This window comes from Janthinobacterium sp. GW822-FHT07H10, from assembly GCF_058798675.1.
In genome coordinates, this window is the sequence record NZ_JBXAKS010000013.1 from 24,633 (window position 1) to 40,916 (window position 16,284).

Here is a 16,284-nt window from a genome sequence, read left to right on the forward strand (position 1 = left end):
TTCTGCAGGCAACATTGCAGTTAAGACACTCCACAAGCAGGCTTTTCGTTGATGTTCCTGGAAAATGACACGCACCCACCGTCGCACCGCAACGGGCAATGCCCTGGCCCTGTCGGCCTGTTTGCTGATGACATTGATGACATTCGTGCGGCCGGCCGCCGGCGCTGACGGCAGCGACGCCGGCGCGCAGGCCAGCGTGCGCTTCGACTTGCCCGCGCAGCCACTGGACGCGGCCCTGGTGGCATTTGGCGAAATCACCGGCTATTCCGTGCTGGTCAGCAGCGACCTGGCGGCGGGGCGCATGGCGGCGCCCGTGCGCGGCGACTACACGCCGGCCGAAGCGCTGCAGCGCTTGCTGGTGGGCACGCAGCTGGGCGTGCGTTTCAGCGGCAGCAATGCGTTTACCTTGCTGGCGCTGCCCGCCGAAGCGCCGGCGGCGCCCCCATTGCCTGAGGCAGCCCCCGCCGGCCTGGCCTTGCAGGCGTATGCGGCCGTGCTGCAGCGCTCGCTCACGCGCGCCCTGTGCCGCTTGCATCCGGATGCCTTCGGCCGCTACCGCCTGGCCTTCCAGCTGTGGCTTGATGAGCGGGGCAAGGTGCGCGCCGTGCATGTGCTCGAAGCGAGCGGCGTGGCGCAGCGCGACCGCGCCGTGCTGCAGCGCCTGCGCAGCCTGCTGATGGATGGCGCGCCGCCGGCGAACCTGCCGCAGCCGCTGACGATATTGCTGACGCCGCGGCCCGATCCCGCTGCCGATTGTGCGCCGTATCTGTCCCTGGCCGGGGCGTCCTGAGCATGCCGGATTTGCTGAAAGCCACCTTGCGCAAGCTGTTCCTCGAGCGTTACGGCCAGTTTCGCCGCCACCTGCAGCGCCGCCTGGGCTCGGAAGACCTGGCCAATGACGCGCTGCACGAGACGTATTTGCGGGTGGAGCGGATGAACGCGCCCGAAGCGATCAGCTATCCATCCGCGTATCTGATGCGCATCGCCATCAACATTGCGGAAGATCAACGCCGCGACAATGCGCGCCTGCTCAGCCTGCCCGATATCGACGAGCTGTACGAGATGGCCGATGAGTTGGCCGACCCGGCCCGCACCTTCAGCGCGCGCGCCGAGCTCGAAGAACTGGAGCGGGCCCTGCAGGAATTGCCGAAGCGCCGGCGCGCCATCGTCATCGCCGCCCGCGTCGACCAGTTGCCGCACCGCGACATCGCCGAGCGTTTCGGCATTTCCGCCCGCACGGTGGAGAAGGAATTGCGTGCCGGACTCGAACATTGCTGCGAGCGCATGGGACGCGATTTCATTCAACGCTTCGGTCCCGGCGCGGGAAAAACGTCTAAACATCATGATTGAACAAGCGGAAGACGACATGGGTGTCATCCAGAAGGAAGCGCAGGCTTGGGTGGTGCGTCTGGCATCGGGCCAGGTCAGCGAGCGCGACGCGCAAGTGTTTCGCCACTGGTGCGCGCGCAGCCGCGCGCATGCGACGGCGTTTGCCGAGGCGCGCGCCGTGTGGGGCGCCATGGCGCCGGCCGCGCGCGCCGTCAAGCGGGCGCAGCAGCCGGTGAATACGGCGCGGCGCGCCTGGCTCGGCGGCGCCGTGGCCGCCTCGCTGGGCTTGCTGGTGCTGCGCCCGCCCACAGACCTGTGGCCAGCCGTGGCGGGCCTGGGCGCCGATTACGCCACCGGCACGGGCGAGCAGCGCGCGCTGGCGCTGGACGGCGGCGTGCTGGTGCAAATGAATACGCAGACGCGCCTCGACGCGGCGCCCCTGCACGATGGGGCGGCGGCGCTGGTATTGCTGGCCGGCGAGGCCGAATTCCAGGCAGGTTCACGCGGCGCGGCGCGCGTGCGCGTGCAGGCCGGCGACGGCACGGTGTCGGCCGGCAGCGCGCGCTTCAATATCCGGCTGTTCGGCCAGGAAGTGTGCGTGACATGCCTGGCGGGCCGGCTGCGTGTGGTGCAGGGCGGTAACGACGCGGAACTGGCCGCCGGCGAGCAGTTGCGCTACCGGCCCGAGCATTTCGGCATCGCGCGCGCCGTGAATGGCGGCGACGTCAGCGCCTGGCGTCAGCGCCTGCTGGTGTTCAAACAAAGCACGCTGGCCGAGGTGGTGGCCGAAGTCAACCGTTACCGTCCCGGCAAGCTCATCTTGAACGGCGATGCGCTGGGCAAGACCCGCGTGCAAGCCAGTTTCTCGCTCGACCGCCTCGACGATGTGATCGCCCTGATCCAGGATGCGTATGGCGCGCGCGTGACGCGCTTGCCTGGCGGCATCGTGCTGTTTGGCTAGTGCCTGGCCGTGCTGGCGTCGTGTCAGGGCGGCGCGCCAAGGCACTGCGCCATTTATGACATTTTCATGACCTTTTGCAGTCCCGGACCTTGTCCCCTGTCAATGCTGCTGGAAGCCGCGAAACAGTGCCTGCCGCCCGCCCCCGTGCGTGCCGCGCGCCGACTCGCGATATCGGTCAGCAACGGAACATGAAAAGGGAATGTCGCCATGCAGCGAAGCAAGTCGGTCACGAAACACGCATCCTCCTCCGCCACGGCGGACCGCCAGAAGCAGCACCCGGTGCGATTGAAACCGCTGGCACTGGCGATCGCCATGCTGCTGCAGGCGGGTGGCGCGCAGGCGCAGCAGCCGTTCAGCGGCGCCTGGTTCGCCGGCAAGGGTGCGCAGCAGGGCGCGGCCACCGCCACGGGACGCTTGCCGAATGGCCAGCCGGCCGCCTTGCTGAACAATCCCCAGGCCCAGCAGCAGAAGGCGGAAGGCAAGCTGCAGCAATCGTTGAACAACCTCTTGCTGGCTGCGCGCGGCATCGCCGCCGAGCAGGCGGTGCAGGCCGCCGCGCGCCAGGCCGCGCTGGCGGCCGGCGGCGCACCGGACGGCCTGGTCAAGGGCGGCTTGCAGGTCGACAGCAACAGCCTGACGGCGGGCTGGCTCAATGCCCAGGCGCCCGTGCAGACCCAGGCCGACGGCAAGAGCGTCGTGAAGGTCGTGCAGACGGACGACAAGGCGATACTGAACTGGGAAAGCTTTAACGTCGGCAAGAACACCACCTTGCAATTCGACCAGAAATCGAACTGGTCCGTATTGAACCGCGTCAATGATCCGCTGGCGCGCCCGAGCCAGATCCAGGGCCAGATCAAGGCCGACGGCACGGTGATGATCGTCAACCGCAATGGCATCGTGTTTACGGGCAGCAGCCAGGTCGATACGCGCAACCTGGCCGCCGCCGCCATGGGCATGAGCGACAGCCAGTTCAAGAGCGGCCTGTACGGCAAGGCGCAGGGCGCGGGCGCCGTGCCGACCTTCGCGAATGACTTGGTGCTGGGCCAGAATGCCTTTACGCATGGCAAGGCCGAGGCTGACGTCGTCGTCGCCGCCGGCGCGCGCATCGACACGCGCAAGCCGCAAACGGTGACGGAAGGCGGCGGCTATGTGCTGCTGGCCGGGCGTGCCGTCGAGAATGCGGGCGCCATCACCACGCCGAATGGCCAGACGACCCTGGCGGCCGGCGACGCCATCGTCGTGCGCCAGGGCATGGGCACGGACAAGAACCAGTATTCGAGCACGCGCGGCAATGAAGTCGAGATGCTGCGCACGGCCGGCAGCAGCGCCGGCACCGTCGTCAACAACGGCGTGATCGAGTCGGCCAGCGGCGACATCACGCTGAGCGGCAATCGCGTGCGCCAGGATGGCGTATTGCTGTCGAGCACGAATGTCAACGGACGCGGCACCATCCACCTGGCGGCGGCGGGCGAGAACGCCGACGTCACCCTGGCGCGCGGCAGCGTCAGCGCCATCGTCATCGACGACAACGGCGCCACGGCGCTCGACGTGCAGCGCGATGCCCTGCTGAAAGATGCGGGCAAGAGCACGGAAGGCATCGCGGACCGGCGCGACCAGTCGCTGGTGCGCATCGCTTCGGCTGGCAACGTCGAGTTCGAAGGCGATTCGCTGACCCTGGCCACGGGCGGCCAGGTGCTGGTCGATGCGGCCCGCCGCAGCCATGTGGCGCGCGACGCCGCCATCGACGTTTCCGGCGCCGTCGGCGTGAAGGTCGCCATGAGCAGCAACAATGTGCTGATCAACGTGCAGGGCAACGAGCAGCGCGACGCGCCCGGCAGCCGCGACGCCAAGTACCTGAACAACAGCGATGTGTGGGTCGACCGCCGCGACCTGGTGCTGGTGCCGGCCGGCACCAACGGCTACGCCACGGACCGCTGGTACACGGCCGGCGGCTTGCTGGAAGTGAGCGGCTACCTCAATACGAGCGGCCACGGCATCGGCGAATGGGCGGCCCAGGGCGGCACCGTGGCCTTCGGCGGCGGCGAAGTCGTGACGCAGGCCGGCTCGCGCATCAACATCGCCGGCGGTTCGCTGGACGTGCAGACGGGCATGGTCAAGCAGACGTGGCTGAAGGGCGCCGATGGCGCGATGTACAAACTGAGCACTGCCCCCGGCGACAATCTGTACACGGGCCTGTACCGCGGCCATGAAAGCACGCATGCGCGCTGGGGCGCGAACACGACGGAAACCCATGCGAATGCCTTGATCGGCCCGCGCGAACGCCTGGAAAACGGCTATACGGTGGGCCGCGATGCGGGCCGTCTGATCGTTTCCACGGGCGCGGCCGTGCTGGAAGGCGATATCGACACGGCCGTGTTCCAGGGTGAGCGCCAGCAGCGCAAGCGCGATGAAGGCATGGATGGCTACCGGCAGGCGCAGACATCGGCGGCACGCGCCGGTCAATTGATCGTCGGCAAAATGACGCCCGTCTTCGATACGAAGGCGGGCCAGTTGCGCGACAGCCCGCAAGCCGTGCTGGAAAAGGTCGAGATCGGCAAGGTGGCCGCCATCGCCGATGGCCAGCTGCTGGACGAGGCCTTGCCGGCCGCGCGCCGCGCCAGCCTGCAGCTCGACGCGGACTGGCTCAACGGGCTGGAACTGGGCGCGCTGACTATCCATGCCTACGACAAGCTCGACGTCAACGCCGACGTGCGCGTGGCCGATGGCGGCGACATCGCCCTGCACGCCACCGACGTGGCCATCAAGGCCAACGTCAGTGCGCGCAGCGGCAGCATCTCTGCCGGCAATATGGTGTCGCGCTACCTGGCCAACGCGGGCGCCGTGTGGATGGATGTGCCCGTGTCGCCGGACAGCCGCCCAGCGGGCCCGGCCGGCGTGCGCGTGGCGCCCGGCGTGCGCCTCGACGCGCGCGGCGTGTGGAGCAACCTGGAACTGGACCCGGCCGCCAGCAGCGGTTTGCCGTATGTGAATGGCGGCAAGGTCAGCCTGAAGAGCTCCGGCGGCATCGAACTCGCCGGTGGCAGCGTCATCGACGTTTCGTCCGGCGCCGCCCTGATGAGCAATGGCAGCCTGCAGGGCGGCCGTGGCGGCGACATCACCCTGGCCGTCGATTTGCCGCGCGAAAAAACGCCGACGGGCGCCTTGCTCAAGCTCGATGGCGAGCTGCGCGGCCATGGCGTGAAGGGCGGCGGTCGCCTGGTGATCGACAGCGGCGTCGCCGTCAGCCTCGGCGGCAGGCTGTTCGACGGCGGCGACGTGCTGCAGGCGGGCGCCAGCGCCCCCGTCGGCCTGCGCCTCGTCGATGCATTCCCGATTGCCAAGGGCGAGAAGATCCCCTTCGATTTCGCGCTCAGCACCAGCCTCATCAAGCCGGGCCAGACCTTGAGCCAAGCCGTGACGGTGGACGTGTCGGCGCAGAAACCGCTGGTCCTGGGGGCCGCCATGGTGGTGCCGCAGGGCGCGCAGGTCGTCGTCAACGGCACGACGTATCTCGGCAGCGGCAGCATCGTTCCCGCCGGTAGCGTGTTGACGTCGATCAACGGCTTGAATACCGGCTTCGCCGTCTCGGCGGCGGCCTTCCCGAACGGCTTGCCCATCCTGCCGATGACGACGCAGTATGCGGCCGGCAGCATCGCTGCCGAAGCGCTGGTCGCGCCGCGTGGCCAGCTGCTGCCGTCCGGTATTGCGCTGGGGCGCGACGTTGCCGTCCAGCCCTTGCTGGCGCTCGATGCCAGCCTGTTCCAGAGCGGCTTTGCCGACTACGCCGTCACGGGCCGCGACGGCGTCGTGGTGGTGAAGGATGCGCATATCGACGTCACGATGCCCGTGCTGCGCTTCAATCCCGCCACCGGCCATACGGTGGCGGGCGGCACCGATCCGGGCGCCGCGCTGGAAGTGTGGACGCCGGAGCTGTACCAGGAAGATGCGCGCAAGGGCCGTTTGACGCAGCGTGCCGGCGCCGACCTGGCGCTGACGGCCGGCAGCCCGTACGTGAAGGGGAGCCTGGCGGTGCAGGAAGGCGCCGTCATCAAGGTCGATCCGGGCCGCCAGATCGGCCTGACGGGCAATGGCCAGGTCAGCATCGACGGCCGGCTCGACGCCTGGGGCGGCAAGATCGCCGTGCTGCCGGGGACGTTTGGCACGGGCAGCGATGCGGATGTGCCGAACGGCAAGGGACAAGCCACCTCGATCTGGATCGGCGAACATGCCGTGCTCGACGTGGCCGGCCGCGCCATCGTCGCCACCGACATGCGCGGCGGCCGCTATGGCCGCGCCGACAAGGGCGGCAGCATCGAAATCGGCGCCCGCTACAAGGCCGACGCAGCCAGCGTCGACGCGGCCGACGCCTTTGTCGTCGTGCGTCCGGGCGCCCTGCTCGACGCCAGCGGCGCGGCCGCCACCCTCGACTTGCCGAACCAGGGCGCCGTCAACGTGGCCGGCAGCGGCGGTTTGATTTCCCTCAGTTCGTATAACGGCATCTTTGCCGACGGCACGTTGCGCGCGGCGGCCCGTGGCGCCGGCGCGGCCGGCGGTACCCTGGCGCTGGCGCTGGATGCGCCCAATTATGGCCAGGTGGACCGCCAGACGCTGCAAGGCGGCGCCGTCGACAATGTGGTGCGGGTGCCGCGCGAATTCGTGCTGGCCCAGGTACAGGGCGACAGCGCCTTGCCGGCCGACTTGCGCGCCGGCCAGCAGGACGAGGCCTTGCGTTACGGCAGTGCGCGCCTGGGAGCCGACCGCGTGCAGGCCGGCGGTTTCGACAACCTGGCGCTGCATGTCAACGGCATGCTCAGCATGGATGGCGACGTCAACCTGGCGCTGGGCCAGAGCCTGCGCCTGAGCGCCACGTCGCTGGGCCTGGCGCAGCAGCCGCAGCAGCCGGAGGCGGATGGCCAGGAGAAGCTGCACAGCCTTGCCAGCCAGGTGCACCTGGCGGCGCCGTATGTGCGGCTGGGAACGGCCACGCGCGCGCAAAAGGATAACTTCATCGTGCCCAATGCCGTCAAGGGGTCGAAAAACCTGGGCAAAGGGCGCGGCATGCTGGGCGTGCCGCTGGTGGCCGACGCGTCCCTGCTGCAGATCGACGCGGGCATGTTCGATCTCGTGGGCGAGGTCAACATGGGCACGCGCGGCGAGATCGTGCAGAGCAGCGGCAAGCCGCTGGCGGTCGAACGCGATGCCTTCGAACAGCTGACCCTCAACAGCCGTGGCGATATGCGTCTGTCGAACAACGCCGCCCTGTACCAGCCGGGCAATGCCACCCTGGCCGCGGCGCAAATCTACCCGGCCACGGGCGACAGCGGCATGGTCACCGTGGGCCAGAGCAGCCGCGTCGACGAATACGGCATCGTGCGCGTCACGCTCGATCCGCTGCGCACCCTGAATATCGAGCGCAGCGCCGGCAGTGCGACGCCGAATCAACCTTTTTCCGTCTTTGGCAGTCTGAGCCTGGTTGCGCCCACGATCAACCAGCGCGGCGTGCTGCGCGCACCGCTGGGGCAGATCAACTTGGGCGCCGAAGGCTATGAAGCCTATACGGGCCATGTCAACCTGCTGCCGGGCAGTATCACCTCCGTCAGTGCGAAAGGCTTGACCATGCCGTACGGCGGCACGCTCGATGGCCTCAGCTACCTGTATGACGGCAACGACGTCGTGTTCAAGGGCGTGGGCAACGGCCCCGAGATCGCCTTGACGGGCGCCGCCGTCGATGTGCAAGCCGGCGCCGTGCTCGACCTGTCGGGCGGCGGCACCTTGACGGGCGCGGCCTTCCTGGCAGGACGGGGCGGCTCCACCGATGCGCGCTTCAATCCGCTGGTGCAGATGAAGCCGAACGGCGGCTTTACCTTGCCCGGCCTGAATACCAACCCCGTGTACGCCATCATTCCCGGCGTGCAGCCGGACGTGGCGCCGCTGATGGCCGAGCAGGGCGCGGGCAAGCCGGCCGTGGGACGCCAGATCACCATAGGCGCGGGCGTGCCCGGCCTGGCGGCCGGCACCTACACGCTGCTGCCATCGAATTTCGCCCTGCTGCCGGGCGCTTTCCGTGTGGAATTAAATGGCCTGGCCGGCGCCGTCGAGGCGGGCGGCACGGTGACCATGCGCAACGGTTCGTATGCCACGGCGGCGCAGACGGGCATCGCCGGCACGGCCATCCGCGACGCCGTGCCGGGCCAGGTCATCCTGACGCCGGCCGACGTGCTGCGCAGCTATTCGCAATACAATGAAACGGGCTATGCCGCCTTTGCCATGGCGCAAGCCACGCGCGACGGCGTGCCGCGCGCCATGCTCGAACGCGACGCCAAGGCCGTGCGGCTGCAGCTGATCGCCCCGTCCCTGCACGGCGTCGAGGATAACCATACGCCATTGATGATGGATGGCAGCGCCCTGTACGCGCCGGCCGAGGGCGGCTTTGGCGGCTCCCTGCTGCTGGGGACGGGCGGCCATGCGTCGACCCGCTATCAAGTGCTGGCCGACGGCACGTCGGCGCTGGCCGACTTCGATGGCGTCTCCGTGCACGCTTCGCAGATCAACGCCTTTGGCGCCCAGCGCGTGGGCATCGGCGGCTTGCCGCGCGTGACTTACAGCGATTTCGCCACGGGCAGCAACCAGCGTGCGAATATCGCCGCCATCAACGAATCGGCGGGCGGCATCGTGCTGCGCGACGGCGCCGTGCTGAAGGCGGCCGAAGTGTTCCTGGTGACGACGAAAAAAAACGACGGCATCATCCTCGAGCAGGGTTCCGGCATCAATACGCTGGGCCGTGGCAAGGCGGCCTGGGACTCGCGCGACGGCTATGTCTACCAGCCGATGGGCAGCGTGCTGGCCGTCTCGAACGGCTGGCTGGACATGCTGCCGGCCGCGCGCGCGCCGTCCGAATCGTATGGCCCCGGCATCATCGACATCGGCGCCTGCGCCAAGGTCAATGGCGTTTGCGGCGGCAGCACCGCGCTGTATTCGGAAGGCACCATCGCCGCCGTGACGGAGCGCGCGTTTACCCTGCGCGACAACGTGCGCTACGGCACGCGCAACCTGGTGCTGGCGATGGGCTCGATCAATATCGGCAGCGAAGCCTCGCTGGCGGACGCCAGCGCCCGTGGCGCCCTGCCCGATGGCCTGGCGCTGAACCAGGGCGTGCTCGACCGCCTGCTGCGCGGCGATACCAGCACGGGCGCACCGGCACTGGAAAGCCTGGGCTTGACGGCGCGCAATTCCTTCAACTTCTATGACTCGACGCAGCTGTCGACCATCGATGCGGCCACGGGCAAGTCGTCGCTGTCGCGCCTGGTGCTCAATACGCCCGCCATCTACGGCTATGGCGGCGCGGATGCGCTGGCGCGCATCCACACGGACACCCTCGTGTGGCAGGGGGCGACGAATGCGCCCGGCGCCGTCGTCACGGCGGGCCCCGGCACGGGCAGCGGCCGCCTGCAGGTCGATGCCAAGCGCATCGAGTTCGGCTTCACGCCGGACAGCCGTCCCGACACCATCCATAACCTCGACCGTTTGATACTGGGCTTCGGCCAGGTGGTGCTGAACGCCAGCGAGCAGGTCACGGCGAACAACAAGGGCAGCCTGTCCGTCTACCAGTCGCAGGGCGCGTGGGACACGGCCATCAATGGCTACCGCTATAGCGGCGGCGACGTCGTGATCAACACGCCGCTGCTGACGGGCGCGGCCGGTTCCATCAACCGCATCACGGCGGGCGGCGACCTGAAGGTGAGCGTGCCGGCAGGCGCTGCCGCCGCCACGCCGACGAATGCGGCGCTGGCCGGCGCCCTGGGCGCCGAAGTGGCACTCAGCGGCAACAATGTCAGCGTGGATACGTCGGTGGTCTTGCCAAGCGGAAAATTGACGCTGTCGGCCGAGCGCGATGTGCTGCTGGGCGATAAGGCCAAGCTGGACCTGGCGGGCCGCAAGATCGATTTCTACGACACCAGCAAATACAGCTGGGGCGGCGACGTGATCCTCGACAGCCGCGCAGGCGACGTGCGCCAGGCGGCCGCCTCCGTGATCGACCTGTCGGCCGTGAACAACCGCGCCGGCAAGCTGAGCGTGATCGCCACGGGCGACGCGGCGGGCACGGCCGACTTGCGCGGCAGCTTGCTGGGCGGCGCCAGCGGCCGTTATGACGCGGGCGGCACCCTGGTGCCGTACGCGGCCGGCGGCGCGGAGATCCGCGCCCAGCGGATCGGCGACTTCGCCGGCCTGAACCAGCGCATGAACACGGGCAAGGTGTACGGCAGCCGCAGCTTCCAGCTCAAGCAGGGCGACCTGGTTATCGGCGACGAGGTCAAGGCGCGCGAAGTGAGCGTGTCCGTCGATGGCGGCGCGCTGACGGTGAACGGCCGCATCGACGCCAGCGGCGAACAGGTGGGCAGCATCCGCCTGGCCGGCCGCGACGGCGTCACCATCCAGTCCGGCGCCGTGCTCGACGCGCATGGCACGGTGCTGCGCACGGACAGCTACGGACAGGCGATCGAGGCGCCGAACCGCGCCGTGATCGAACTCGCGTCGGCTGGCGGACGCCTGACCCTGGAAGGTGGCGCGCGGTTCGACCTGCGCAGCGGCGAGGCAGCGCAAGGCGGCAACTACGGCAGCATCGACTTGAACGCGCGCCGCCTGGGCGGCGCCACGGGCGACGATATCGACATCGATGCGGCCGGCGTGCTGAACATCGCCGGCGCGCGCAACATCCACGTGAACGCCTTCTGGCAATACAAGGATGCACCGGCCGGCGCCGGCAAGGATGCGGACGGCCGCAACTACCAGAGCATCGACCAGGCTTACCTGGACGAGAAGCACGCGGACAGCCAGGATTTCATGCGACACGCGCTGGCGAACGGCAACTTGATGAACAGCAAGCTGCGCGGCTTGCGCGGCGACGCCAACGCCTTCCATTTGCGTCCCGGCGTCGAGATCGTCAGCGCCACGCCGGACGGCGACCTGCATATCGATGGCGACATCGACCTGTCCGGCCACCGCTACGACGGCGTCAATCCGCTGGCGCGCCTGAGTGGCGTGTACGGCTCGGGCGAGGCGGGCGCGCTGGTCGTGCGCGCCGGCGGCAAGCTCAGCGTCTTTGGCAGCATCACGGATGGCTTCGATACCCGCAGCTTGCCCGTCACGTCGGACGACCAGGGCTGGCAACTGGTGAAGGGCCGCCTGCCGTGGGGCGGCGATGTCGTCGTGCCGCAAGGGGGCCTGGTGACCCTGGCCGAGGACACGTATTTCAAATCGGGCACGAGCCTCAATTTCGCCGTGCCGATGAAGCCGATGCAGTTGCGCGGCGGCACCTTGCTGGCGGCGCGCGCCACCTTGACGGCGGAGTTGAACTTGCCGGCCGGTAGCGTGCTGGGCGGCGCTGTGCGCAACGCCGATGGCAGCGTGCTGTACGCGGCCGGCACGGTCTTGCAGAAGGCGCTGACCTTATCGAGCGGCATGCAGCTCGATCCCGGCCTGCGCCTGCCTGGCGCGGCCAAGGTGGCGGCCATGGTGTGGCCCGCGAATGTGGCTTTGCCCTTCCCGGAAGGCAAGCCGTGGGACCTGGGCGATGAATGGAATCCCGTCAACGGCGTGGTGCTGGCTTCCGCGCTGGCGCTGGACAAGGGCAGCGTGCTGCCCGCCGGCACCATGGTCAAGCTGCCTGACGACGCGGCCATGGTGGCGCTGCGCCCAGTGGGCGGCACGGGTGGCCAGGGCCGCAACCTGGCGCTGGCGCCCATGCTGGCCCAGGGTTCGCAAGCGTGGTCGCTGCGCCTGGTGGGTGGCGCCGATACGGCCGCGGCCGACACGCGCGCGCTGCGGCCGCATGCGAAGGACGCGCATCTGATGCTGGCCGATACGCATTACGGCATGGGGGAAAGGACGTCGATCAAGCCGGGCACGGGCTTGCCGGGCAAATATATCTACAGCGCAGAAGCCATCGAGATGGGATTTCCGGAAGGCGAGGTCAACGTCGATGACTGGGGCGGCGAGCAATTCATGCTGGAATACTACGCCAATCTGGTGGTCAAGATTGCCGACGGCACGCCACCCGAGACGGTGACCACCGTGGAGCCGGCGCGCCAGCCCCTGTTCAGCGTGCTGCGCACGGGCACGGGCGATCTCGACCTGCTGGCCGCCGGCGATTTCGACATGCGTTCGCTGTACGGCGTCTACACGGCGGGCACGCAGTCGGCCTCGCCGCTGGTCGATGGCAAGGATCTGTTCAACCTGCCGCGCGGCGTCAATGCCAAGGGCCAGTTGCTCGGCGCCCTGGACAACAAGCTGACGCGCTTCGTCGATGGCGGCAGCGAGAGCCTGTACCGCGCCTGGTATCCGGAGCACGGCGGCAACCTGCTGCTGCGCGCCCAGGGCGACGTCAAGGGCGATACCGTGGGCACCGCCACGCAGCGCCGCGAGGACGCCATCGGCGTCCTGAGCCGGCAGCAGGATACCAGCGACATCGGCACCTGGCTGTGGCGCCAGGGCAGCGGCAGCACGGGCGCGGGCGTGCCGACGGCATGGTGGATCAACTTCGGCACCTATGTCGCGCGTCCCGACGGCAGCGAGCTGTATGCCGGCCAGCCGGCCGTGTCGGGCTTTACGGGCATCGGCACCCTGGGTGGCGGCAATGTCCTGCTGCAGGCGGGCGGCGATGCCGGCATGCTGACCTCGCGCGCGGATCCGGGCGGCGAGTACGAGCCGCGCAGCCAGGGCCTGAACGTGGCCGTGGGCAGCACGGGCAGGGTGACGCCGGACGGCAAGCTGCTGCTGACGGGCGGCGGCGACCTCGATATCCGCATCGGCGGCGGGCTCAACCCTGTTGCCGAGGTGCGCAGTTTCGACCGCAACAGCGATGCCTCGAATGCCGATACGCGCTTCGAGCGCCAGTATCCCACGCTCAACAGCACCTTCACGAACCTGCGCGGCGCGCTGCGCATGGAGGCGGGCGCCGTGGGCGGCGTCGAGCTGCGTTTCGACCGTGCCGATCCGAAGGAATCGCGGCCGTATGAAACCTATACGGCGGGCACGGCGATTGCCAGCGGCGGCCCGATCCTGGTGCCGGGCGACAGCGGCGTGCGCATCGATGCGCGCGGCGACCTGGTGCTGGGCGGCACGGCCGATGCGGGCCGCGTCAAGCAGCTGGGCAACGGTTCGCCGTTCAACTACCAGGGCGTCGAGCGCGCCGGCGAGGGCTGGAGCTGGTTCTCGCTGTGGACGCCGGCCACGGCCATCGACCTGTTCAGCGCCGGCGGCAACCTGACGCCGACGTCCGCCTGGATCAATACGCTGACGGGCAACAACCATGCGCCCTCGGACGGACGTTTCGTCATGCCGTCCGTGCTGCGCGCCGTGGCTGCCAGCGGCAGCTTGTACTACGGCAATGCCAGCCTGGGCAGGTTGGGCGAGGGCGGCAAGGTCGACATGCCGCAAAACGGCGTGATCCTGGCGCCGTCGCCGGTGGCGCCGCAATTCGTCAAGACGGGCACGGGCCAGCTGGAAATGCTGGCCGCCGATTCCATCCATGCGGCCGGCTATCCGATCACGCCATCGGGCGCCGACCCGCGCCTCTTGCCGAACCCGTTCAATCCGGGCTTCGTCGGGGCGCTGGACAAGGTCTGGTTCGGCCTGTTGCCCTTGCATAACGTCAGCACGAATGCGCTGGCGCCATCGCCGTTGAAGTCGTTTGCCGGGAATGCCAATGGCGCCGGCGGCGATGCACAGACTTATCCGCTGTTCAGCATGACGGCACCGACGGTGTCGGACTATGTGCCCGTGGGCCAGCTGCCCGCGCATTTCTATGCCAACAGCGGCGACATCGTCGGCCTGCGCACGGGCGGCATCGTGTACCGGGCTACGCTGAAGGGAGAAGCGGGTCCGCTGGGCGTGTGGTACGAGGGCGGTGGCGCCGTGGCCGTGCGCGCCGGGCGCGACATCGTCAATTCGGGCACGCCGCTCGGCAGCGTCGAAGACGTGCCGGACGGCGCGGCCGGATGGACCAGCCAGGGCTTTGTCGGCCGGCCGGACTATCCGGACAAGCCGGTCGTCACCGGCAGCTCGTCGGCGCGCGGCAATCTGTTCGTGCACCGCCATGCCGATGACATCTCCGTCGTCAGCGCCGGGCGCGATATCCGCTACAGCACCTTCTATGTGGCGGGGCCCGGCCAGCTGAACGTGAGTGCCGGGCGCGACCTGTACATGGCCGACAAGGCCGAATTGCGCAGCCTCGGTTCCATCGTCGGCACCGGTCCCGGCGAGCGCGGCAATGGCGCCGGCATCAGCGTGGCCGCCGGCGTGGGCCGCAATGGCCCCGACTATGCGGCCTTCGCGGCGCGTTACCTGGACCCGGCCAAGCTGGCCGACCCGGGCCGCCCGCTGGCCGACCAGGCCGGCAGCGCCGTGTACGTCTACGGCGGCAAGCTGACCCTGGCCGACTGGCTGCGCGGCCAGTTCGGCTATGGCGGCGACGAAGCGGGCGCTTCCGCCTTCCTCGGCACGAAACAGGCGGAACTGGAAAAGGCCGGCGCGCAAACGGGCGGCGTGCGGCGCGACCTGGCGCGCGAATACGCGCTGGTCAGCCAGTTGCACCTGGTGAACTGGCTGACGACGCGCTTTGGCGGCGACAGCGGCCTGGGCATCCGCTACGACCCGGCCACCGATGCGCGCAGCTTCTTTGCCGCCTTGCCGAAGGAACAGCAGCAGGTGTACCTGAGCAATGTCTACTTTGCCGAACTGAAGGCGGCCGGGCGCGAATACAACGATCCGGACGGCATGCGCCGCGGCAGCTACCTGCGCGGCCGCGAAGCCATCGCCACCCTGTTTCCCTCCCAGGACAAGGCGGGCAAGAAGATCGAGTACAAGGGCGACCTGACGATGTTCAGCAGCGCGCTGTATACGGTCAACGACTACGACGGCATTTATACCAAGCGGCCGGTCGCGGGCGTGCGCTACCTGAGTCCGCAGGAGTGGGCCGAGGCGGGGCGTCCGGTCGTCAACGTGCCGCACGTGATCGTCAACGATGCCGGCATCCACACGGATTTCGGCGGCGATATCGGCATCGCGGTGCCGGGCGGCCGCGCGCTGATCGGCGTCGATGGCGGCTATGCGCCGGGCGAAGGCTCGGGCGTGCTGACGCAGGGGGCGGGCGAGATCCAGATGTATGCGAGAGACAGCATCCTGCTGGGCCAGAGCCGCATCTTCACCACCTTCGGCGGCAACATCCTGGCCTGGTCGGCCACGGGCGACATCAATGCGGGCCGCGGCACCAAGTCCACCGTCGTCTACACGCCGCAGCGCCGTAACTACGACAGCATCGGCCTCGTCAGCCTGTCGCCGAGCACGCCAAGCACGGGTGCCGGCATCGCCACCCTGAACCCGATCCCGGAGGTGCCGCCCGGCGACATCGACCTGATCGCCCCGCTGGGCAGCATCGACGCGGGCGAGGCGGGCATCCGCGTCTCGGGCAACGTCAACCTGGCGGCCCTGCAGGTGGTGAATGCGGAAAACATCCAGGTGCAGGGCAAGTCCACGGGCATGCCGGTGATCGCTGCCGTGAACGTGGGCGCGCTCAGCAATGCCAGCGCGGCCGCCACGCAGGCCGTGGGCGCGGCGCAGGAGGTGCTGCAGCGTGAACGGGCCGCGACGCGCCAGGCGCTGCCGTCGCTGTTCACGGTGAAGGTGCTGGGCTTTGGCAACGAGCAGGCGGACGAGGGCGGTGCCGGCAAGCTGCAGGGCGGCGAACCGCAGGCATCCGCCTACCAGCCGGCCGGCGTGGTGCAGGTGCTGGGCGCGGGTCCGCTGACGCCGCCGCAGCTGCAGGCGCTGACGCCAAACGAGCGGCGCGGCCTGCAGCCGTGAGTTTTATGAACATTTGATGACATTTGACAGTCGCCGCGCGCGGCGGCTGTCTAGGCATCAGTAGATCAGTATCGGCAGCAAGGAAAACCGCCGGCCCAGCGCCGCAACACAGGGCAACCGTTTGATTTTAAGGT

General features: G+C 68.8%; 4 protein-coding genes. All 4 read left to right on the forward strand.

Translation table 11 applies throughout. The annotated features are described in order from the left end of the window. The first annotated feature begins 64 nt into the window (after positions 1–64). A complete protein-coding gene (locus tag AC1RDJ_RS23770) occupies positions 65–790 on the forward strand; it encodes a secretin and TonB N-terminal domain-containing protein (RefSeq protein WP_493028897.1) in 726 nt (241 codons plus the stop codon). Between the two features lie 2 nt (positions 791–792). Continuing rightward, entirely contained in the window at positions 793–1,350 is a 558-nt protein-coding gene (locus tag AC1RDJ_RS23775; protein ID WP_493028898.1) for an RNA polymerase sigma factor, read from the forward strand. Continuing rightward, positions 1,343–2,290, forward strand: coding sequence for a FecR family protein (locus AC1RDJ_RS23780; protein ID WP_493028899.1), 948 nt, complete (start codon positions 1,343–1,345; stop codon positions 2,288–2,290). Before AC1RDJ_RS23775 ends, AC1RDJ_RS23780 begins: the two co-directional genes overlap by 8 nt. 207 nt (positions 2,291–2,497) lie before the next feature. After that, positions 2,498–16,150, forward strand: a complete 13,653-nt coding sequence (locus AC1RDJ_RS23785) for a filamentous hemagglutinin family protein (RefSeq protein ID WP_493028900.1) — start codon at positions 2,498–2,500, stop codon at positions 16,148–16,150. The last annotated feature ends 134 nt before the right edge of the window (positions 16,151–16,284 follow it).